Source organism: Streptomyces sp. NPDC002845 (assembly GCF_053591955.1).
Window position 1 is genome coordinate 151124 of the sequence record NZ_JBSFUU010000003.1, and the last position, 19723, is coordinate 170846.

Annotated in this window: 20 protein-coding genes and 2 pseudogenes; 10 read left to right on the forward strand and 12 right to left on the reverse strand. The window is 72.9% G+C overall.

What is annotated here, in order from left to right:
- Positions 1–3 precede the first annotated feature (3 nt).
- From ACWD3C_RS03155 to ACWD3C_RS03180, 6 genes are all read left to right on the forward strand, one after another.
- Complete coding sequence (locus ACWD3C_RS03155) at positions 4–1092, forward strand: alpha-hydroxy acid oxidase (RefSeq protein WP_451139619.1); 1089 nt, start codon at positions 4–6, stop codon at positions 1090–1092.
- Entirely contained in the window at positions 1089–2489 is a 1401-nt protein-coding gene (locus ACWD3C_RS03160) for a cytochrome P450 (RefSeq protein WP_451139460.1), read from the forward strand. The genes ACWD3C_RS03155 and ACWD3C_RS03160 overlap by 4 nt, the downstream gene beginning before the upstream one ends.
- 15 nt (positions 2490–2504) lie before the next feature.
- Positions 2505–3782, forward strand: coding sequence for a cation:proton antiporter (locus tag ACWD3C_RS03165; protein ID WP_451139462.1), 1278 nt, complete (start codon positions 2505–2507; stop codon positions 3780–3782).
- Between the two features lie 32 nt (positions 3783–3814).
- Entirely contained in the window at positions 3815–5467 is a 1653-nt protein-coding gene (locus ACWD3C_RS03170) for a thiamine pyrophosphate-dependent enzyme (RefSeq protein WP_451139464.1), read from the forward strand.
- Positions 5468–5533: 66 nt separating this feature from the next.
- Positions 5534–6211, forward strand: coding sequence for a hypothetical protein (locus ACWD3C_RS03175; protein ID WP_451139466.1), 678 nt, complete (start codon positions 5534–5536; stop codon positions 6209–6211).
- A 187-nt stretch (positions 6212–6398) separates the two neighbouring features.
- Positions 6399–7016 (forward strand): sigma-70 family RNA polymerase sigma factor, encoded by a 618-nt coding sequence (locus ACWD3C_RS03180; protein WP_451139621.1) that lies wholly within the window; start codon positions 6399–6401, stop codon positions 7014–7016.
- Positions 7017–7061: 45 nt separating this feature from the next.
- Here ACWD3C_RS03180 and ACWD3C_RS03185 read toward each other — a convergent pair whose 3' ends face one another.
- The 3 genes from ACWD3C_RS03185 to ACWD3C_RS03195 form a co-directional block, all read right to left on the reverse strand.
- The gene (locus tag ACWD3C_RS03185) at positions 7062–7808 is read right to left on the reverse strand and encodes a DUF1775 domain-containing protein (RefSeq protein ID WP_451139468.1); all 747 of its coding nucleotides are present in this window, start codon (positions 7806–7808) and stop codon (positions 7062–7064) included.
- A 90-nt stretch (positions 7809–7898) separates the two neighbouring features.
- Positions 7899–8498: a hypothetical protein gene (locus ACWD3C_RS03190; protein ID WP_451139470.1), complete on the reverse strand. Its 600-nt coding sequence runs from the start codon at positions 8496–8498 to the stop codon at positions 7899–7901.
- 66 nt (positions 8499–8564) lie between these two features.
- Positions 8565–8813 carry a twin-arginine translocase TatA/TatE family subunit gene (locus tag ACWD3C_RS03195; protein WP_451139472.1) on the reverse strand — a complete coding sequence of 83 codons (249 nt, stop codon included), beginning with the start codon at positions 8811–8813 and terminating at the stop codon, positions 8565–8567.
- Positions 8814–8988: 175 nt separating this feature from the next.
- On the opposite strand from ACWD3C_RS03195, the gene ACWD3C_RS03200 reads away from it, so the two are divergent.
- On the forward strand, positions 8989–9369 hold the full coding sequence (locus ACWD3C_RS03200) for a spore germination protein GerW family protein (RefSeq protein ID WP_451139474.1): 381 nt from the start codon (positions 8989–8991) through the stop codon (positions 9367–9369).
- Positions 9370–9445: 76 nt separating this feature from the next.
- On the opposite strand, the gene ACWD3C_RS03205 is transcribed toward ACWD3C_RS03200, so the two are convergent.
- From ACWD3C_RS03205 to ACWD3C_RS03225, 5 genes are read right to left on the reverse strand one after another with little or no spacing between them, the layout of a single operon-like run.
- Positions 9446–11188, reverse strand: a complete 1743-nt coding sequence (locus tag ACWD3C_RS03205) for a PhnE/PtxC family ABC transporter permease (protein WP_451139476.1) — start codon at positions 11186–11188, stop codon at positions 9446–9448.
- Complete coding sequence (locus ACWD3C_RS03210; RefSeq protein WP_451139478.1) at positions 11185–11931, reverse strand: phosphonate ABC transporter ATP-binding protein; 747 nt, start codon at positions 11929–11931, stop codon at positions 11185–11187. The genes ACWD3C_RS03205 and ACWD3C_RS03210 overlap by 4 nt, the downstream gene beginning before the upstream one ends.
- Positions 11928–12854: a putative selenate ABC transporter substrate-binding protein gene (locus ACWD3C_RS03215; protein WP_451139480.1), complete on the reverse strand. Its 927-nt coding sequence runs from the start codon at positions 12852–12854 to the stop codon at positions 11928–11930. Before ACWD3C_RS03215 ends, ACWD3C_RS03210 begins: the two co-directional genes overlap by 4 nt.
- A 45-nt stretch (positions 12855–12899) precedes the next feature.
- Positions 12900–13859, reverse strand: coding sequence for an Rv1678 family membrane protein (locus ACWD3C_RS03220; RefSeq protein ID WP_451139482.1), 960 nt, complete (start codon positions 13857–13859; stop codon positions 12900–12902).
- A gap of 13 nt (positions 13860–13872) precedes the next feature.
- Positions 13873–14970, reverse strand: a complete 1098-nt coding sequence (locus ACWD3C_RS03225) for a radical SAM protein (RefSeq protein WP_451139484.1) — start codon at positions 14968–14970, stop codon at positions 13873–13875.
- A 113-nt stretch (positions 14971–15083) separates the two neighbouring features.
- On the opposite strand from ACWD3C_RS03225, the gene ACWD3C_RS03230 reads away from it, so the two are divergent.
- The gene (locus tag ACWD3C_RS03230) at positions 15084–15728 is read left to right on the forward strand and encodes a class I SAM-dependent methyltransferase (RefSeq protein ID WP_451139486.1); all 645 of its coding nucleotides are present in this window, start codon (positions 15084–15086) and stop codon (positions 15726–15728) included.
- A 115-nt stretch (positions 15729–15843) separates the two neighbouring features.
- On the opposite strand, the gene ACWD3C_RS03235 is transcribed toward ACWD3C_RS03230, so the two are convergent.
- The 3 genes and pseudogenes from ACWD3C_RS03235 to ACWD3C_RS03245 form a co-directional block, all read right to left on the reverse strand.
- Positions 15844–16131 carry a metal-sensitive transcriptional regulator gene (locus ACWD3C_RS03235; protein ID WP_451139488.1) on the reverse strand — a complete coding sequence of 96 codons (288 nt, stop codon included), beginning with the start codon at positions 16129–16131 and terminating at the stop codon, positions 15844–15846.
- 61 nt (positions 16132–16192) lie between these two features.
- Positions 16193–16854: pseudogene (locus ACWD3C_RS03240) on the reverse strand (response regulator transcription factor).
- A complete protein-coding gene (locus ACWD3C_RS03245; protein ID WP_451139490.1) occupies positions 16851–17216 on the reverse strand; it encodes a hypothetical protein in 366 nt (121 codons plus the stop codon). Before ACWD3C_RS03245 ends, ACWD3C_RS03240 begins: the two are co-directional and overlap by 4 nt.
- A 413-nt stretch (positions 17217–17629) precedes the next feature.
- On the opposite strand from ACWD3C_RS03245, the gene ACWD3C_RS03250 reads away from it, so the two are divergent.
- Both ACWD3C_RS03250 and ACWD3C_RS03255 read left to right on the forward strand, forming a co-directional pair.
- The gene (locus ACWD3C_RS03250) at positions 17630–18019 is read left to right on the forward strand and encodes a BlaI/MecI/CopY family transcriptional regulator (protein WP_451139492.1); all 390 of its coding nucleotides are present in this window, start codon (positions 17630–17632) and stop codon (positions 18017–18019) included.
- Between the two features lie 6 nt (positions 18020–18025).
- A pseudogene (locus ACWD3C_RS03255) lies at positions 18026–19022 on the forward strand (M56 family metallopeptidase).
- A gap of 208 nt (positions 19023–19230) precedes the next feature.
- Here ACWD3C_RS03255 and ACWD3C_RS03260 read toward each other — a convergent pair.
- Positions 19231–19686, reverse strand: a complete 456-nt coding sequence (locus tag ACWD3C_RS03260; RefSeq protein WP_451139494.1) for a tellurite resistance TerB family protein — start codon at positions 19684–19686, stop codon at positions 19231–19233.
- Positions 19687–19723 lie beyond the last annotated feature (37 nt).

The following is a 19723-nucleotide window of genomic DNA, read 5'->3' on the forward strand; positions in this document are numbered from 1 at the left end:
GTGATGCTGTCCGTGAAGGACTTCGAAGCAGCCGCCCGCGACAAGATCGACCCCGTCTACTCCGACTTCATCGCCGGCGGCGCCCGCGACGAGATCACCGTACGGGCCAACGAGGCGGCCTTCAGCCGGCTCCAACTGCTGCCGCGTGTGCTGCGCGGCAGCAGGGTGGGGGACCTGGACGTCTCCCTGCTCGGCAGCCACGCCGGCATGCCGATCATGCTCTCGCCGACCGCCTTCCACAAACTGGTCGACGCGGAAGGGGAGCTGGCCACCGCGCGGGCCGCCGCGGCCGCCGGAGCCATCATGATCGTCAGCATGGCGTCGACGGTCGCGGTGGGCGAGATCGCCGACGCGGCCCGCGGCGCCGTGCACGACTCCGACCCCGCACCGCTGTGGTTCCAGCTCTACATCCAGCCCGACCTGGAGATCACCGAGGCCCTCGTGCGCCGGGCCACCGACGCCGGCTGCACCGCCCTCGTCATCACCGTCGACTCCCCGGTGCTGGGCGCCAGCGAACGCAACCGGCGCAACAGCTTCCACGACCTGCCGCCCGGCCTGCGCTGCGAGAACCTGGTCGACCTGCGCGACGGCGAGCGCGGCCACGTACGCCAGATCGCCATGTCCCCGGAGCTGTCCTGGGAACACATCACCTGGCTGCGCTCGATCACCGAGCTGCCGATCCTCCTCAAGGGCGTCCTGCACCCCGAGGACGCCCGGCTCGCCGTGCACCACGGAGTCGACGGGCTGCTGCTGTCCAACCACGGCGGACGCCAACTCGACACCGTACCGGCCACGTTGGAGATGCTCCCCGAGATGGCCGCCGCGGTCGCGGGCCGCATCCCGATCGTGCTCGACGGCGGCATCCGGCGGGGCACCGACGTGGTCAAGGCCCTGGCCCTCGGCGCCCGCGCGGTCGGCGTCGGCCGCCCGGTGATGTGGGCCCTGGCCGAGGGCGGCGAGAAGGGCGTACGACGGCTGCTGGAGCTGCTGCGCGAGGAGTTCGAGGACGCCATGGCGTTGTGCGGGGCGTCCGCGCTCGACGACCTGACGCCCGCTCTCGTCCGTACGCCCACCTGGGGAGCCCTCTCGTGAGCGCCACCGGATGGCTCGTCGCGGCGGCCGTCCTGGCTCTGGCGGTGAGCCTGCCCTACTGGCTGCCCCGCGCCGTGATCGCGCTACGGGTCGCCATCTTCGCCCGCGTCAACGGGGAGGAGGGCATCACCGCACCCGGCCACGAGGTACCCGCCGACGAGTTCAAGAAGGTCTACGGTCACCCGGCCGCCGGCGGGCGCAGCAAGGGCGCGGCTCTCTCCGACCTGTTCTGGTACTGGCTCTCCCCGGGCCCCGAGGTGCACCAGGAGCACCTGGAGCCCGGCCCCCGCTACGACGACGTCGCCCGCACGACCCGGCAGATCCTGGCCGGGCTGTCCCGCGCCGAATGGGAGGAGCTGGTCGGCCGCTGCACCCGGCGCGTGCTCGGCGAACTCGGCGGCGCCGACAGCGCGCACCGCGTCCGGCTGCGCGACCTGATGATGCCGGTGTGGGCCGAGGTCTACTACGAGGTCGTCTTCCGTGAGCCCTGCCCCCGTGCCGCCCGGGACCTCATCACGGGCAACGCCGACGACGTGGTCAGCGCCCTGAAGTGCACCGGCCTGCGGCACATGGGCCGGCGGGCCCGCCTCACCGCCTACCTCAGCGACCGCCTCGCGAACGACCCGCCGCCCGTCCCGCTGCCCGCGCTGCTCACCGAACGGGAGAAGGCGTACTACCTCCAGGGCACCTTCTTCAACACGGCCGTCGTGCAGATGTCGGAGGCGATGGCCCATCTGCTGCTCGCCCTCGCCACCCACCAGGACGTGCAGGACCGGCTGCGCCACGGAGAGGAGGACACCGACTATCTGGACCGGGTCATCAACGAGACCCTCCAGCACTTCCCGCTGTTCGGAGTGGCCCACCGCATCACCACGGGGGACATCCCCCGCGAAGGGAAACCCACCATTCCGCAGGGCTCGGTCCTGTTGTTCAACTACCCCGAGTACCAGCGGTCCAGCACGGCGGCCGAGGACTTCGACCCCGACCGGTGGCTGTCGAAGGAGACCAGGCCCACCACGTACATCCCCTTCGGCGTGACCGCCAACCGGCCCTGCCCGGCCCGCGGTTTCGCCGTACTGACCATGCGGGTCGCGGCCGAGGAGACGCTGCGCCGGTACCGGCTGGAGTCGTCCGCCGAGCACACCCGCTCGCTGCCCAACCGCGGCCCCTGCCTGCTGGTCCCGCACTCCGGCGCGGCCGGCCCGCGCCCGGCCCGGCGGCGGCTGCGCCTGGCCGCCATGCGGCTCGGCGACCACTGGGCGGCCATCCCGCGCAGTCTCACCCAGCTCGTCCTCGGCACCTACATGGTGTGGGACGCCCGCCGCCAGGGCCTGTGCCGGAACTACTTCTCCGCCTCGCCCGGCGGCCCCGCCCGGTCCGTCGTCGGCAGCCGGTGAGGGGGAGCCGCGTCCATGACTCCCATGGAGCTCGCCCCTGCCTTCTTCGCCGCCGTCGTCGTGATCCTGCTGACCTGCCGCCTGGTCGTGGCGGTCGCGTCCCGCTTCGGCCAGCCGCCGGTCGTCGGCGAGATGATCGCCGGGGTCCTGCTCGGCCCCTCACTGTTCGGCCTGCTCGCCCCCGGCCTGTCCGCCGCGGTCTTCCCGCCCGATCTGAAGCCGGTGCTCTACGTGGCCGGGCAGATCGGCCTGGTGGCGCTGATGTTCCACGCCGGGTACGAGTTCCGGGCGCATGCCGGGCGGCAGCTGGCCGGCACCGCCGTGGCCGTCTCCTCGGCGGGTGTGCTGATCCCGGTGCTGCTCGGCGCGGGCCTGACCGTCGCGGCCCACGGGCACGTCGACCTCTACGTCGACGGGGTCTCCGTGTGGGTGACGGCGGCGTTCGTCGGGGTGGCCCTGGCGATCACCGCGTTCCCCATGCTGGCCCGCATCATCACCGAACGCGGGCTGGCCGGCTCCCGCTTCGGCTCGCTGTCCCTCGCCTCCGGGGCCACCGACGACGCCGTCGCCTGGATCCTGCTGGCGGGGGTGCTCAGCGTGGCCTCGGGCGAGGTGAGCCATGTGCTGACCGCCGTAGGCGGCTCGCTGGTCTTCGTGGCCGTACTGCTGCTGGTCGGCCGTCGGCTGCTCGCCTGGATCGTGGGCAGGCCAGGCCTGGGCGAGGAGACCCGGCTCCTGGGCACGGTCGCCGTGCTGTTCGGGGCCGCCTGGTTCACCGACATCATCGACCTGTACGCGGTGTTCGGGGCCTTCTGCGTCGGCATGGCCATGCCCCGAGGCGAGGCCGCCGAGCGCGTGGTGCGGACCACCCAGTCCGGCACCCAGGTCGTCTTCGTCCCCATGTTCTTCACCTACTCCGGGCTCAACACCCGGTTCGACGTGTTCGCCGACCCCGCCGTCATGGCCTTCGGTGTCGCCGCCGTCGTCCTCGCCGTGGCCGGCAAGTTCGGCGGCTGCTGGGCGGCGGCCCGCCTGCGCCGCGAGCCGCAGTCGGTGGCGCTGCGGGTCGGTGCCCTGATGAACGCCCGCGGACTCATGCAGCTGATCGCCCTGAACATCGGCCTGGCCGCCGGGATCGTCACCGAGGCGCTGTTCTCCGCGCTGGTGCTCGTGGCCCTGGTGACGACCGTGATGACCGCGCCCCTGCTGAGCTGGCTCGACCGCCGGGACGCCAGGACGCGGGCGTCGCAGGAGCCACGAACAGAGGAAGAAGTGGAGGCGGTGCCCACATGACACACGACATGACGCATGACATGACAAACGGCATGGCACAGACGGGCGCGGAGGCCCTCGTGCGACAGCTGGAACGCGAGGGCGTCACCCATGTCTTCGGTGTCCCCGGAGTCCAACTCGACCACGTCTTGGACGCGTTGGCCCGCTCCCGGGCGGCCGGGGGCCCCATCGAGTACGTGGCCGCCCGCCATGAACAGGGCGCGGCCCACATGGCGGAGGCCTACGCCCGCACCACGGACCGCCCCGGCGTCTGCCTGGTCGTCCCCGGCCCCGGCGTGCTCGGCGCCCTGCCCGCCGTCGCCACCGGGTACGCCTGCTCGTCCCCGCTCCTCTGCGTGGCCGCCGACATCCCCTCGCCGCTCTCCGGCCGGGCCCTCGGCATGCTCCACGAACTGCCCGACCAGGACGGCATGCTGACCTCCGTCACCAAGTGGTCGGCGCGCGCCGAGACCCCCGGGGCCATCCCCGCCCTCGTACACCAGGCCATACGGCAGTCCCGCGCCGGGCGCCCCCGCCCGGTGGCGCTCACGATTCCGGCGGATGTACTGGCGACGCGGGCGGAGGGAGGCTACGAGGAGCCGGAGGCCGAGGGGGTCCCCGAGGCACCGGATGTCACGGAGACCGTCACGGAGATCGCCGCCGTCCTCCGCTCCGCGCGCCGGCCACTGATCTACGCGGGCGGCGGTACGCTCGCCGCCCGCGCCGGGCAAGCCCTGACCGCCCTGGCCGAGCGGCTCGACGCCCCGGTGGTGCTCAGCCGCAACGCGGGCGGCGCGGTCCCGGCACACCACCGGCTCGCGTTCCCCAGCCTGGCCGCTCCCCGCCTCCTCCCCGAGGCGGACGTGGTCCTCGTCGTGGGCAGCCGCTTCCTGTCTCCCAGGGGTACGGCCCTGCCGACCGCCCCCGGCGCGACCGTGATCCTCGTCAACGCCGACCCCGCCGACCTCGGTGCGCCCCGCCGCGCCGAACTCACCCTGTGCGCGGACGCCCGCACGGCACTGGAGGCGATCGCGGCCGAGCTGCGGACATCCCCGGCGCCGAACGACTGGCAGGCGGACGACCTCACCGCCGTACGAGCGGGGTGCGTGCGCAAGGTGGAGGGCGTCCAGCCGCAGTGGTCGTACGTCCAGGCACTGCGCGAGGCGATCCCGGACGACGGGTTCCTCGTCAACGAGCTGACCCAGGTCGGCTACCTGGCCGCCGTCGGCTACCCCGTCCACCATCCCGGCACCTTCCTCACCCCCGGCTACCAGGGCACCCTCGGCTACGGCTACCCCACGGCACTCGGCGTCAAGGTGGGCAACCCGGACCGCGCGGTCGTCTCCGTGAACGGCGACGGCGGCTTCTGCTTCAACGTGCAGGAGCTGGCGACCGCGCGGAAGTACGGCATCGGGGTGGTCGCCGTGGTCTTCAACGACAACGCCTACGGCAACGTCCGCCGCATCCAGGCCGACGAGTTCGAGGGCCGCTACATCGGCAGCGACCTCGCCAGCCCCGACTTCGTACGGCTCGCGGAGTCCTTCGGCGTGCCCGCCGTCCGGGCCGGGACACCGGGCGGACTCGCCGGGGCCCTGAAGGAGGCGCTCGGTGAGACCGGGCCGTCGCTGATCGAGGTCCCGGTGGGGGAGATGCCCAGCGTGTGGCCGTTGCTGCTGGGAGGCGCGCCGGGCTCGGTACGGGACTGAGCGTCGGCGGGAGATTTTCCGTACCCCTGTCCGACGACCGGTATCCGGATGCCAGGATGGGGCGCGATGACGGCAGGGTGGTGTGCTCGCACGGTACGGACCGCGGTGTTCGCGGCCGTCTGTGTGCTGCTCGCCGCCCTGGGCCACGTCCTGATGTCCGGCAGCCATGTCCCCCTGTGGACGCTGGCGGCCGGAACCGTCGTGACCGGCGCGGCGGGCTGGTGCCTGGCGGGCCGTGAACGCGGGCTGCCGCTGATCGTGTCGGTCGTGGTCGTCGTGCAGACGGCTCTGCACACGTCGTTCTCGCTGGCACAGTCGGCGGGGAGCTCGGCCTCCGCGGCCATGAGGTCCGGCATGGACTCCCCGTACACGGGGCAGGCGGGGCGCACCGGGCACTTGGAACACTCAGGGCACTCGGGGCACTCGGGCATGAGCCACGTGGACCACGCCGAGCACCTCGTGGGCGGCGGCTCGTCATCGACCGGCATGCTCGCCGCCCACCTGCTGGCGGCGCTGCTGTGCGGTCTGTGGCTCGCCCACGGGGAGCGCGCCGCGTTCCGTATCCTGCGGGCCGTGGCCGGATGGCTGGCCGCGCCGCTGCGGCTGCCGCTCACGCCGCCCGCCCCGCCGCACCGCCCCCGGATCCGCGTACGCAGCCGCCGTGCGGACCGGGCGCCGCGCCTCCTCCTTCTCGTCCACGCGATCGTCTTGCGGGGTCCGCCCGTGGGCACCGCTGTCGTCTGAGGACAGCCGGTAACCCGAGGCAGCCCCTGCGCGCCTCGGGCCCCGGCCGTACGCCCGGTACGCCCGCGCAGGCGTTGCCCGTACGGCCGTGTCGCCCACTCACCGGACCGCGGACCGCCGCCTGTTCCGTGCCTTCACGCCACGGGCGCGCGTCCGCCTCCGGATGATCCGAGAAGGACACCAGGTGATCATCACTCCTGCCCTGCCCGCCTCGCACGCGAGAAGGCATCACACGACGTCGGCCGACGACTCGACGACCGCGTGGGCGCTGGCCGCGCGCGGCGGCGACCCGGACGCCGTCGAGCACTTCGTCCGTGCCCTGCACCGCGACGTCCAGCGGTACGTCGCCCACCTCTGCGCCGATCCGCAGGCCGTCGACGACCTCGCCCAGGACACGTTCCTGCGGGCGCTCGGCAGCCTGCACCGGTTCGAGGGCCGCTCCTCGGCCCGCACCTGGCTGCTGGCCATCGCACGCCGGGCGGTGGTCGACAGCCTCCGGTACGCCGCCGCCCGCCCGCGCCCTGCCGATGTGGACGACTGGCAGCTGGCGGTCGAGCGTGCCCAGCCGCGCGGTCTGCCCGGCTTCGACGACGGCATCGCGCTCCTGGACCTGCTGGCCGCGCTCCCCGACGAGCGGCGCGAGGCCTTCGTCCTCACCCAGCTCCTGGACCTGCCGTACGAGGAGGCGGCGGCGGTGAGCGACTGCCCCGTGGGAACGGTCCGCTCCCGAGTGGCCCGCGCCCGCGCGACCCTCGTGGACCTGCTCGCCCAGGCGGAGGAGCGGCCTGCTCCACTGGCCGCCTGAGCCCCCGGCCGAACGGCCCCGCCTCCGCTGGGGCGGGGCCCGTCGCTACGCCGACGCGCCACCCTGTCGCCGTATCAGATACACCGCCGCGCCGGCCACGACGAGCACGGCGGCACCGATGCCGACCCAGGCACCGGCGGACAGCCCGCTGTCGCCGTTCTCTGTCGCCTCGGCGGCGGGGGAGGCGGAGGGCGCGGGCGTCTGTGCCGCGGTCGGTGAGGGCGAGGCGGCCCCGGGCGTCTCGGTCGGCGAGGGGCTGACCGGCTGCGCGCCGGGGGCCGCGGCCCTGAGTTCGAGGACCGGGGCGGTGTTGCCGTGGCCGTGTCCGTCGCCGCCGCCCGACTCGGCCAGCTCTATCCAGCGGTCGACCCGCCCGTCGTCGTAGGTCTGGAGCGTCTTGAAGACCAGTTCCTCCGCGTCGGGCAACTGCCGTACGACGACCGAGTGCTCGACGTCCTCGCCGGCCTTCACCGCCGGGCCCTTGACGGTGTAACCGTCGTCGGTCGCCGCGAACGTCCAGCCCGAGGGCCCCTCGCCGTACGTCACGTCGGCGGGCGTGATGCCCTCGGGAAGGATCACGCGCAGCTCGGTGATCCCGGCCGTGGCCGACTCCGACTCCGCGTCGAAGGTGATCTCGGCGTCCTGGGCGAGGGCCCGGGCGTTGTCGGACTCGACCTCGACGTGGGCGGCGGCCGGGCCGGCGGTGAGGAGGACGAGGGCGGCGGTCGCGGCGGTGGCGAGCGACAGCCGCGACAGGCGTCGTGCGGTGCTGTGCTTCTTCGGAGCAGTCATGACAGGGAACCTTCTGAGGGCAGGGGAGACGTACGTCTCCGGGCGAGGCACGAGAAGACGCGGAGCGGCCGAACCGCAGCTCCGGCGGGGTCAGTTGACGTGCCGAGCCCCCGGAGGCCCTCTCCGTACGACCACGTACGCGAGCAGCGTCCCCTTGAGTGGCGGCTCCTCCGCCCGCCGCACGGGACCGCGCACCCACCGCACCGTGAGCGCGGGCCGGCCGCCCAGCAGGGTCCACGCCGTGGCGAGCCGCGCCCGTACGGCCTCGGCCGCCGAGGTCAGTCCCCGGCTCAGCGACCAGCACGCCACGTCGGCCCGGTGCAGCAGGACGGCGACGAGTACGGCGGCCACGGCGTGCAGCGCGGTCATCGCGGGCGGCGGTTCGTGGCCGGCCATGGCGTGCTGAGCGTGCGCGGACGGCCGGGCCGAGGCCGTCAGCCACAGGTGCAGCCCGGCCTGCGCGGCACCGCACGTCGCCACCACCGTCGCCGGCCGCCGAGGCCGACGCGCACCGGCGAGCCCGACGGTGAGGAACAGCCCGGCGGCCACCACGGCGTGCCGCCAGGGCACGGGGCCCGGGGCGGCCAGATGGTGCGCGCTCAGCCCCAGCACCGTACCGACGCCCGCGAACACGGCGGCCCGCAGTACGGGAAGCGGCGCGGGCGGCGATGTCGTACGGCGGTCGGTCATGGCCCGCCCATCATGGGGCACCGCGCGGCTCACCGGCAGGACGATCCGGAAAGAGTGAGCCTCGTCCTAGGCCTGCCTGTTGTCGCTGTCCTTGCCGTCGTCCTTGCTGCCGTCCTTGTTGTTTTCCCGCGTGACGATCTCACCCTGGATGACTCGGGGCGCGGTGCCGGTCTCCTCGTCCTCCATGGCGCGGGACTCGGCCTTGAGGATCCGGGCCGACTTGCCCGCGGACCGGACCAGTTCGGGGAGCTTCTTGGCGCCGATGGCGACGACGAGGACGATGAGAATGAGGGTGAGTTCGCTCAGTCCGAACATGTGGTGCTGTCTTCTTCCTTGACCCGGGGGGCGCGGGGGACGCGGGGGACGGTGGGGGCGAGCGTACGTCGAAGCTCCGCTGCCTGCGAATGTGTTCGACACCGTCGTGATGTCCTCGCCCGGTTCAGACCGCTTTGGCGATGGCGCCGACCGCGCGGTCGACGTCGGAGGGGCGGTGGCTGCCTGCGTCAGGTCGGGGACCTGGCCGCGGGCGGTGGCGATCGCGGCCGCCGTCTTCGGAGAACCGGTCACCCGCGACGGCATCACCGTCATCCCCGTCGCCCGGATCGGCTTCGGCGGCGGAGCCGGGCGGGAGACCGGCGCCGCCAAGACGGGAGACGGAGGAGGCGGCGGGGGAGGGGCGGGCGCCCAGCCGCTCGGCTTCATCGAGATACGGGACGGCACCGCCACGTACAAGCCGATCCGCGACCCCTGGACGGACATCGTCCTCCCGCTCGCGGGGCTGCTGGCGGGAACCCTCGCGCCGAGGCTCCTGCGTGCCGCTCTGGCCCGGCGCGGGACGCCGAGGCGGGCGACGAGGCCGAGGGGACGATGACCCGGGGGTGGGCGGATCGGCCGAAGGGACGGTGACCCGGGGCGGGCGGATCGGTCGCGGTCGCCCCGGGCCGGGCTCAGGCGCGAAGCGTGCGTCGCAGTCGGCGGCCGAGTATCTCGACGGCGAGACTGACCAGCAGTGACGCCAGCAGGACGCTGGTGACCACGGAGAAGTCGAAGGCCGCGAGGCGCTCACTGAGCAGCCGGCCCAGGCCGGCCGCGCCGACGACGCCGACGATGGCGGTGTCGCGTACGCAGATCTCGAACCGGTACAGCGTGTACGTGATCAGGTGGTTCGCGGACGGCGGTGCCATGGACGCCACGGCCGAGACCACGCGGGGAACGCCGGCGTTGCGCAGCGAGTCCCGGGGCCCGAGGTCCATGGTCTCCCAGGCCTCGGCGACCAGCCGGCCGAGGATGCCGCCGGTGTAGAGCCCCAGCGCCAGGGCCCCGGGCAGGATTCCCGGGAAGAGACCCAGGAGCGCGATGATGGCCCACACCGTCGGGGGGATCGACCGCAGCACCAGGAGCAGCAGCCGGGCCGTCCACCAGACGGCCCTTCGGCCCCAGGCCCAGACGGCCGTCCGGCCCCGGTCCGCCGTACCGCGCCGGTCGGCGCGGGGGCGGGCCGCCCAGGGGCCCACGACCATGGTGATCACGACGGCCATCACCATGGCGAGGACGGCCATGGTCACGGTGTCGAGGGAGGCGCCGACCAGAATCCGCCAGCCGCCCTCGGGGAGCGCGGGAGGCCACAGATCCTGGAGCAGCCGGCCGGCGAGGTCCTGCGTACGGGTCGAGACGAGCCCGGCGGGCGAGAGGCCGACCCACCACCAGGCGGCCGCGATCGCGGGCACCAGCAGGATCAGGGACCAGCGGGTCGCGCGGGACAGGCCACGCGGCGACCGGCCCGCGTCGCGGGAGCGCTCCTGCCCGACCGACCAGTCGGCGCAGGTCACCACCGCGACATCGGAACGGACGCGGTTGCTCCACAGCTCGACCACCCCCGCGAGCGCCAGCAGCGCCGCGACAAGCGTCCAGATCTCGCCCCAGTTGCGCGACTGCAGGCTCACCGTGAGCTCGAACCCCAGCCCTCCGACACCGGCGACCCCGAGCACGACCGCGGAACGCAGGGCGCACTCGAAGCGGTAGAAGGAGTACGACAGAAGGAGCGGGGCCGTGCCGGGGAGCAGGGCGTAGGCCAGCGCGGAGCCGCGTTTGGCGCCGGCGGCCCGGAGCGCGCGCAACGGCGCGTCGGGCACGGAGTCGAAGGTCTCCCCGAAGACCTGGGCGCTCTGCGCGCCGAAGGGCAGGGCGAGCGCCAGGACGGCCACGAGCGGGTCGAGGCCGAGCACGCTGACGAAGAACAGCGCCCACACCAGCTCGTGGACCGAGCGCACGGCCACCAGCGCGCCGCGCAGTACCAGCCGCCCCGCGCGTACCGGCCAGGGCAGCGAACCGCTCCACGCCACATCGCTGAGAACCAGGCCGCCGACCAGACCCAGCACCAGCGCCCCCGCCGTACCGAGCAGCGCCAGGGCCAGCGTCGTCGCCGTCGCCTCCAGCACCACCTGGAGGAAACCGGCTTCGAGGGAGGGGTGAAGCGCGGTCGCCGCGAGGTCGTCGAGCAGGGCCAGACCGCCCTGGTTGACCAGCTCACCGCCCGAGGGGACGGCACGCCGAACGGCCCAGATCAGCAGTGCGGCCAGCGCCGCCAGCGCCGTGAGCCTGCGGATCAGCACCCTCCGCGCGCTGATCGGCTTGCGCCCGGGGGCGGTCTTGGTCGCTGGTGAGGGCGGGGCGTCGAGTTCGACTGTCATACGAGCTCGTAGAGGTCGTGCAGGGCCGTGTCACTGACGTCGGCGGCCGGGCTGTCGAGGACGATCCTGCCCCGGCGCAGGCCCACCACACGCGTGCAGTGCTCCCGGGCGAGGGCCGGCTGATGCAGGCTGACCACGAGTGCGTGCACGGTCGGCGAGGCGCCGAGCAGGCCGAGAATCCCGGCGGCGCGCACCGGGTCGAGGCTGGAGACGGGCTCGTCGGCCACCACCAGTTCCGGCGCCTGCACCAGGAGCCGGGCGATCGCGACGCGCTGTCGCTCGCCGCCGGACAGGCGTTCGGTGCGTTCGTGGAGCGCCCAGCCCAGGTCCACCCGGTCGAGCGCGTCCCGGACCACGTCGAGCGAGCGGGGCCAGACCAGCGAGGCCAGCGCGCGGGCGGTGCTCCACCGGCCGAGCCTGCCCGCGTTGACGTTGTGCACCACCCGGACCTGCTCGATCAGGGCGAGGTCCTGGCTCACCGAGCCGATACGTTGCTGAAGCCGCCGCCGCTGGGGGGCGGTCAGGCGCGCGGGGTTCTCGTCGAATACCTCCACGCTGCCCGTGGTCGGCTCCAGCGAACCGTTGAGCAGGGCCAGGAGCGTGCTCTTGCCCGCGCCGCTGGTGCCGAGAACGGCCACGCGTTCCCCGGAACGGACGGTGAGGTCCAGCTCGCGCAGCACCTCGTGCGAGCCGAACCGGTGGCCCACGCCGCTGAGCCGGATCACGGGCGAGGAGCCGCTCACTTCAGCAGCCCCAAGTCGCGGGCCACGTCCTCGATCCGGTCGTAGGCGGAGTTCTCGGTCCGAACGAACGACTCGGCGCCGAAGAGCTTGAGCAGTTCGGCGTCCTCGGCGTTCTGACCGTCGAGGCCCAGGAGCAGGTCCAGCACCTTCTGTTCGGTGCCGGCGCCGAAGGTGTCGTCGAGATCCGGTCGTGCCAGCCAGTGGTAGTCGGCGTAGCCGGGTGTGCGCCACAGCACGGTCACCTTGCTCAGGTCGACCTCGTCCGCCGCCACGGTGGCGTCCCAGACCTGCTTGTTGACGGCCCCGACCTCGAAGCTGCCCTGGGCGACGGCCTCGATGGTGGCGTCGTGGGAGCCGGAGAAGCCCGGTGACCCGCGCAGACCGCTCTGCTTCAGTCCGGCCTGCCGCATGAAGTACTCGGGCATGAGCCGCCCGGAGGTGGACGTCTCGCTGCCGAAGGTGAGGGTGTGCCCCGCGAGGTCGCGCAATCCGTCCACGCCGTCGAACGGCCGCAGACCGGAGTCGGCGTGGGCGATGAAGAGGCTGCGGAAGTCGGCGTCGATGTCACGCTGCGCGAGGGCGGTGGCGCCCTCCACGCGTGCGCGTGCCTGGACACCGGTCAGCCCGCCCATCCAGGCCACGTGGATGTCGCCGATCTCGAAGGCCCGCACCACGGCGGTGTAATCGGTGACGGGGCGGTAGGCGACCTCCAGCCCGGTCGCGTCGGCGAACCGCTCGGCCACGGCGGGATAGAGCCGGTTGAGCAACTCGGGGTCCTGATCGGGGATGGCGGAGATTCCGAGCCGTCGTGCACCCGACCCGCTCCCGCTCCCACTTCCGCCCCCGCTGCCGCAGGCGCTGAGCATGAGCGTCGCTCCGGCGCCGAGAAGCAGCGAGCGACGGGTCATCGGTCGTACAGGCATGACACTTCCTTGTTCCTGGCCGGGTGTTGATCGGGGGGAGGGGGCTCAGCCGCGCGGTGATGCCTGGTCCTGAGCCTGGCCCGGAGCCCGGACCGGAGCGCCGCCGGCCGTCGCGGCGACCACGGCGACGGACAGCAGGAAGGCCGCCGAGGCCGCGTTGCCGCCCAGGAACGGATCGGTGAAGCCGATCTGGGCGTGCAGGGACAGCGCGGCCACCACGGCGACGAGTGCCGCCGCCCGGCCGAGGAGGACGATTCCGCCGCGGGCGGCCACCAGCACCAGCACGCCCACCACCACCAGCACCAGGCCACCGACGAGGTTGTACGCGCCGAGGCTGATCGACGGATCGGAGGACCCCAGGGCGTAGCCGCGCGCGGCGAGGGGATCGTCCCCGGCCGTGCCCAGCACGGCTACGGCGCCGGCGACGACCGTGATCGCGCCCCACACCAGACCGAGGGGCCTGGCGGAGCCCACGCCGGACCGCACCGCGTCGACGGCGAAGACCCGCCCGGCCGAGGAGAACAGGATCACGACATGGGCGCCGATCATCAGCCAGTACGCCCACGGCCATTCGTGCGGGGCGTAGGCGACCGAGAGGGCGATGGCCACGGACTGGGCCACACCGAGAGCCCCGGCCAACCGCACCCAGGCACCGGTCACCAGCATCACCGCGAGGGCGGTCTCGACGACCAGTACCACCCAGCCGAAGACCGTGATGTTGGGCAGCACGGCGTGCTCCACGATCCAGCTGTACGGCGGGAACACCGGGTGACTCACGGCGAAGGCCGTGAACTTGTAGAGCCCCGTGCCGGAGTCCTCCCCGAAGTTCGGGGGACGCTTCCACGCCACGTTGTAGAGCCACATCAGACCGAGCAGAACGCGCAGGAAGCTCGCGGCGACGGCCTGTTCGCGGCGGACGTCGTCGGTCGCGGGTGCGAAGAGCCAGCGCAGAAGAGCCGCCCCCGAAGCCATGGCGCCCATCCGGGTCCCCTTCGTCCGGTTCATCCCATGTCCTCCCTCAGGCACAGCGGAAGACCTCACGTCCCGACCGCGCGGCGGCGTCCTGGACGGAGAGAGTGTCCCGCACCACGCCGAAGACCTCGCTCAACGGCAGGGGGGCGTCGGCGATCCGCAGATGCGGGTTGGTGACCGCCACCGGGTGCCACCAGGCGCCGTCCACGGTGAGCGTCGGCTCCGGCTCCAGGCTGTCGAGGGAGACGTGCACGCCCTGGTCGGCGAAGCCTTCCTGGGCCACAGGCCGGATGATGCGGTCCGGTACGGCGATCCCGGCGTCGTCGAGGCGCCGGTGCAGCGCGTCGGCGCCCTTCGGGTCCTCGTCGTACAGCGTGGCGGCCACCCGCACCCGGAACCCGAGCGAACGGGCCAGCGTGATGCCGTCCAGCGCCCGCGACCACGAGCCCGCGCCCCGCTGCCGGTCGTGCAGTTCGGGGGTGGCCGAGTCCAGGCTGATCTGGAGTACGACGTCGCGGTCCAGGTTCTCCAGGGTCTTCCGCCGCGTGCCCCTCGCGAAGATCATCCCGTTGGTCAGTACGGTGCGCTCCAGACCGGCGGCCGCCGCGACCAGGTCACCGAGCTCGGGGTGCATGAAGGGCTCGCCGCCGGTGAGGAACACCTCGCGTCCGCCCTGGGCCGTGAACTCCTCGAACACCGTGGCGGCGAGGGCCGCGTCGAAGCGCCGGGCCGCGGCCTTCGGGGAGGACTCGGCGCAGCAGTAGGCACAGGCGAGGTTGCAGTCGAAGTTGGTGTAGATCCACAGCCGGTGGCCCACGGGCGTCCGCTCGCCCTGGCTGAAGACCGTGACCGCCTCGGCGGACTTGCCCGCCTTGCGCACGGCGAACCACCACGGGCCCTCGGCCGACTCGGCGATCTCGGTGACGACGTCATGCCCCACCAGGTCGGCCCAGACAGGCAGATCGGTGACGACGCTCGCCTCCGCGCTGCGCACCCCGAGCAGCTGCCCGGGATCGAGTCGCCTCATCGCACGGGTGATCAGCAGCAGCAGACCGCTGCCGCAGTCCATGTCACCACCGTCGATCAGGGCTTGGACTTCGCCGAGAGGATTCGGCACCCGATCGGAATCTGTCAGTTCGACCATGGCGTCACAGTAGCGACGACCAGGCGCGATATGGGGTAGGTCGGTCCTTACGGAACCATGACGGAGCCGTGCTGTGCTGCCGAGGCCGACCCACCGGGTCTACTGTCGGAGTCATGACCGAGCACGACGCAGCGCGCCCCGAGGACTCAGCGACCCGGACGGAGTTCTGGGAAGGGGTCCATCACAGCAAGGACATCGACGGGGTCTCCTGGTGGCAGTCGGTCCCGGACCTCTCCCTGGGCCTGGTCGACAAGACCGGACTCGGCACCGACGAGCCGATCATCGACGTGGGCGCCGGCTGGTCGACACTGGTGGACCACCTCGTCGAGCGCGGCTACCGCGACCTGTCGGCGGTCGACCTGTCGGCCACCGCCCTGCAGACCGTCCGCGACCGGCTCGGTCCGGCGGGCGCGGACGTCGTCCTCACCGTGGCCGACGTGCTCGACCTGCGCATGGGACGCGAGTACGCGCTCTGGCACGACCGGGCCGTCTACCACTTCCTCATCGAACCCGAGGAACGCGACGACTATCTCGCCTCGTTGAACCGCTCGCTGCGCGCGGGCGGCTGGCTCGTCGTGGCGACGTTCGGCCCGGACGGCCCGACCACGTGCAGCGGACTGCCGATCGTCCGCTACACCCACGCCGAACTCGCCGACCAGTTCCCCGGCTACGAACTCGTCGACACCGCCGGCGAGGACCACCTCACTCCGTGGGGCACCTCCCAGCAGTTCACGGCGGTTCTGATGCGACGCCGTTGAGCGAAACCAGCCCCTGACCGGGCGGAAGCAAAGAAGCATGCGGGAGTCGGCCGGCCGGGGCCCGCGAACCGGCCGACCGCGCGCGGCCCTCACGCCGGCGCTTCACTCCGGCGCCTCACGCCAGCGACAGGAACAGCTTCTCCAGCCGGGCGCGCATCTGCTCGCTGTCCTCGCCGTCCCGGAGACCGGACTCGACGTCGGCCACGCACTGTTGCAGGCCGGTGGCGATGATGGCGAAGCCGGCGCGGTCGAGGGCGCGGGAGGCGGCGGCGAGCTGTGTCACGACCTCCTCGCAGTCGCGCCCCTCCTCGATCATCCGGATCACGCCGGAGATCTGGCCCTGCGCTCGGCGCAGCCGGTTCAGCACGGCCTTCAGGTCCGCACCCGCGAGATCCAGTTCCACGACCACTCCTCGAAAAATACCCCTAGGGGTACTGTACGTCCCGGTTCGGGAAGACGCGGAGTCACGTTCGGGTGTCGAGTGCGATCAGTCCGAGCCGGACGGCTTCGTTGACCGTGCCGACGCGGTTCTCGGTGCCGAGTTTGCGGTAGATCCGTACGAGGTGGGTCTTGACGGTCGCCTCGGCGAGGAACAGGGCGGCGGCGATGGCCCGGTTGCTGTGCCCGCGCGCCAGGAGTCGTACGACCTCGATCTCGCGCTCGCTCAGCACCGGTTCCGGTCCGACCGCGTGCCGCCGCTTCCGGTGCCAGTCCCGTGCCTCCGGCCGCCGCGGCGCGTACGGCGCGGAACAGTTCCTCGGGCGGGCCCGCTTTGAGGACGTAACCGCGGGCGCCCGCCTCCACGGCTCGCAGGACGTCGCTCTGCGCACCGTAGCTCGTGAGCATGACGACCCGTGCACCCGTGGCGGCGGCCACGATCCTGCGGGTCGCCTCGGGTGCCGTCGACGCCGCCCGCCGGCGGATCGGCGTCCGTCAGCCTCAGGTCCATCAGCACCACGTCGGGCCGGAGCCGCTCCACCAGGCGGACGGCGTCCGTCCCGTCGCCGGTCTCGCCGACGGTGTCCAACCCGGGCTCGCCGTCGAGGAGGGCGCGCAGCCCGGCCCGGACGACGGCGTGGTCGTCCACGATCAGGACCCGGGCCGGCGAGCCCGCGGCGTCGCTCATCGCAGGCCGGCCGCCACTCTGGCGATGTCTTCGGCGGGCAGCGCCACTTCGACGCGAGTGCCGGGCATCCGCAGGGCGAGGACGGCCAGCGGTACGGACAACCACGCGTATCCGGTGGCGAGCGGAGCGGGGATGATCCAGGCGACCCAGGTCCACAGCACCAGAAGCGTCCCGAACCAGGCCGGCCGGCCCACCTCGCCGAGCCGGTCCCAGCGGGCCAGCCCGGCCACGTACAGCAGGACCAGCGTCGCGATGGGTGGCGCGACGGTCCAGCACAGACGGCTGTTCAGCTCGACGAGTCGTACGAGGGTGCCGATGGCGGCCAGGAGGAACGCCAGGTGGGGCAGCTGCCGCGCCGACACGGACGGCCGGCGCAGGACTGTGGTGACGGTTTGCGGTGGCGATGGCGGGCACGGATGGGGGCTCCCCGCGGCGGGCCGGTCGGGAATCGACAGGAGCGCCAGAAGCGTAGATCGTTGCCCGTTTGCTCGCCGTAAGGAACCGTCCATGCGACGCGGATGGAGGCGCCCCCGGTGAAGTGGCCGGTCAGTCACGGGAGTTGCCGAAGAGAATGCGGTATCCGATCAGTGTCGTTGCCGTCGGTGCGGCACGGAGGAACCTGTCCGGGCAGCCTGGCTTCTACAATCATGTAGATGTCGTGGCGAGGGGCAGCGGAGCACCGGTCGCGGCTGCGGTCGCGGTTGCGTGGTCGGCTGTGGGGCGTCCGTACGATGGACCGCCCATGAATTCGGGGTCGGCGGAAGGGAGGCAGGGCGTGACGGACCAGCGGCAGCGTCCCCGGCGGCGGGGGCAGGGTGAACTGGAGGCGCTCGTCCTGTCGGCCCTGCGCGAGGCGGACGGCCCGGCGAGCGCGGGATGGGTCCAGGAGCGGCTGGGCGGCGACCTTGCCTATACGACGGTGATCACGATCCTGACCCGGCTGCTGGCCAAGGGCGCGGTGACCCGCGAGCGCGCCGGCCGGTCCTTCGCGTGGACCCCCGCCTCGGACCAGGCGGGCCTGGCCGCGCGCAAGATGCGCAAGGTGCTCGATGCCGAGAGCGACCGGGAGGCGGTACTGGCCAGCTTCGTCACCTCCCTGGAACCGGACGACGAGCGGCTGCTGCGCGAACTGCTGGGTCGGGCCGAGGGCGAAGGGGAAGACTGAGTCCTCATGGGGGTGTTCGTCTTTCTGCCGCTGGTCCTGCCGTTGACGGCGTGGCCGGTCGCGCGCCTGGCCGAGCAGCGGCTGCACTCGCGGACCGCGACCCGGCTCCTGACCGGGCTGGCCGCGGTGATGGCGGTGTGCAGCACCGTGTGCCTGGGGCTGCTGATGGTCGTCGGCACCGCGCAACTCCCCGGCACCCCTCCCCCAGACTTCGTCCCGGGGGACCCCCAGCCCGATGCCTGGTCCGACCCCGAGGTGCGCGAGGCCTTGCCCTACGACGAGGTCGCCGGCAAGGCTGCCATCCCGGCGCTCCTCGTGGTGCTGCTGGCCTGCGGCCGCACACTCTGGCGGCACCGGCGGGTCCGCCGCCGCGCCCACCGGGCACTGGCCGGCCTGCCCGGCACGGAGGTGGCCGTACTGCCCGACGAGGAGCCGTACGCCTGCGCCCTCCCCGGCGGGCGACGGGACCGGGTGGTGGTGACCACCGCCCTGCTCTCCTGCCTCGAACCGGCCGAGCGGCGCGCCCTGTTCGCCCACGAGCGCGCCCACCTCGCCGCCCGGCACCACCGGTTCCTGCTCGCCGTCCAACTGGCCGCACGCGCCAACCCGTTCCTGCGACCGCTGCGTACGGCGGTGTCGTACACGGGGGAGCGGTGGGCGGACGAGGAGGCCGCGCAGGCCGTCGGCAGCCGCAGGGTCGTGGCGTGCGCGATCGGCAAGGCGGCCCTCGTCTCCCGCGGCACCCCGGTACCCTCCCCCACTCTCGGCTTCGCTCGAGCGGGAGGTACCCCCATCGCGGGCCTCGCCGCGCCGGGCCCGGTGCCGCACCGGGTCGCCGCCCTGCTCGGGCCCGTGCCCACGATGCGCAGCTGGCCGTCGGTGTTCACCGGCGTGGGCCTGGCCGCCTGGGGCGCGGCCGCGGGGACCTGCGGCGTCCGCGCTGTCGTCCGCGAACTCCGCGGTGACGATGGTGCTCGTCCTGCACGCGGCGACGCCCCTGTGAGGACGCGCCTCCGAGTGACGGCCGGCATCACGGCACCATGGCGGGCGCGGCAGCCGCCGTCACCGAGGGAGGAACCCGGTGTCGTCGTGGATGCCCCGTGCGCGCGGAGGACCACCCGGTGTCCAGGTCACCGATTCGGCTTCCCCGAAGACGACGGCGTGCCGGGCCCCGTCACCGAGGGGCGCCCGGCACGAGCGTCGTCGGGCGATCAGAGGTCGAACTCGTGCGGCGGCAGGTCGAGGGTGAAGCAGGCCTCGCGGACGACGGCCTGCTCGGTCTTGTCGAAGTCGCCGTCCGCGCCGCCGATGACGATGCCGATCTGGACGACGGCACGCGCCTCGGCGGGCTTCTTCTTCGCCTTGGCGATCTCCTGCAACACACTGACCTTGCCGAAGTCGAAGTCGGCGGTCAGCTTGTCGAGGTTGTCGTCGAAGCGGCGCTGCAGGTCCACGGCGTCGAAGTTCTGCAGGACCTCGTTGGTGGCGATCAGCTGGGCCACACGTCGGCGTTCGGACGGGTCGATGGTGCCGTCGGCGGCTGCGACGAGGGCGCACATCGCCATGCTCGCGTCGCGGAAGGCGCCGCTCTTGAGGTCGTTCTTCTTCGCCGTGAGTTGGGTCTGCATCGTCGATGCGGACTCCTTGAGGCGGTCCCACAGGGCCATGAGAACTCCATACGATCGTCGGTCGAAGGCCGGTCCG

Bases quoted from the DNA above. Each gene is read 5' to 3' on its own strand.
- ACWD3C_RS03225 (WP_451139484.1), bottom strand. From the start codon at position 14,970: ATGGTCGAACTGACAGATTCCGATCGGGTGCCGAATCCTCTCGGCGAA.
- ACWD3C_RS03195 (WP_451139472.1), bottom strand. From the start codon at position 8,813: ATGTTCGGACTGAGCGAACTCACCCTCATTCTCATCGTCCTCGTCGTC.
- ACWD3C_RS03190 (WP_451139470.1), bottom strand. From the start codon at position 8,498: ATGACCGACCGCCGTACGACATCGCCGCCCGCGCCGCTTCCCGTACTG.
- ACWD3C_RS03205 (WP_451139476.1), bottom strand. From the start codon at position 11,188: ATGACAGTCGAACTCGACGCCCCGCCCTCACCAGCGACCAAGACCGCC.
- ACWD3C_RS03170 (WP_451139464.1), top strand. From the start codon at position 3,815: ATGGCACAGACGGGCGCGGAGGCCCTCGTGCGACAGCTGGAACGCGAG.
- ACWD3C_RS03215 (WP_451139480.1), bottom strand. From the start codon at position 12,854: ATGCCTGTACGACCGATGACCCGTCGCTCGCTGCTTCTCGGCGCCGGA.
- ACWD3C_RS03165 (WP_451139462.1), top strand. From the start codon at position 2,505: ATGACTCCCATGGAGCTCGCCCCTGCCTTCTTCGCCGCCGTCGTCGTG.
- ACWD3C_RS03230 (WP_451139486.1), top strand. From the start codon at position 15,084: ATGACCGAGCACGACGCAGCGCGCCCCGAGGACTCAGCGACCCGGACG.
- ACWD3C_RS03155 (WP_451139619.1), top strand. From the start codon at position 4: ATGCTGTCCGTGAAGGACTTCGAAGCAGCCGCCCGCGACAAGATCGAC.
- ACWD3C_RS03185 (WP_451139468.1), bottom strand. From the start codon at position 7,808: ATGACTGCTCCGAAGAAGCACAGCACCGCACGACGCCTGTCGCGGCTG.
- ACWD3C_RS03220 (WP_451139482.1), bottom strand. From the start codon at position 13,859: ATGAACCGGACGAAGGGGACCCGGATGGGCGCCATGGCTTCGGGGGCG.
- ACWD3C_RS03260 (WP_451139494.1), bottom strand. From the start codon at position 19,686: ATGGCCCTGTGGGACCGCCTCAAGGAGTCCGCATCGACGATGCAGACC.
- ACWD3C_RS03175 (WP_451139466.1), top strand. From the start codon at position 5,534: ATGACGGCAGGGTGGTGTGCTCGCACGGTACGGACCGCGGTGTTCGCG.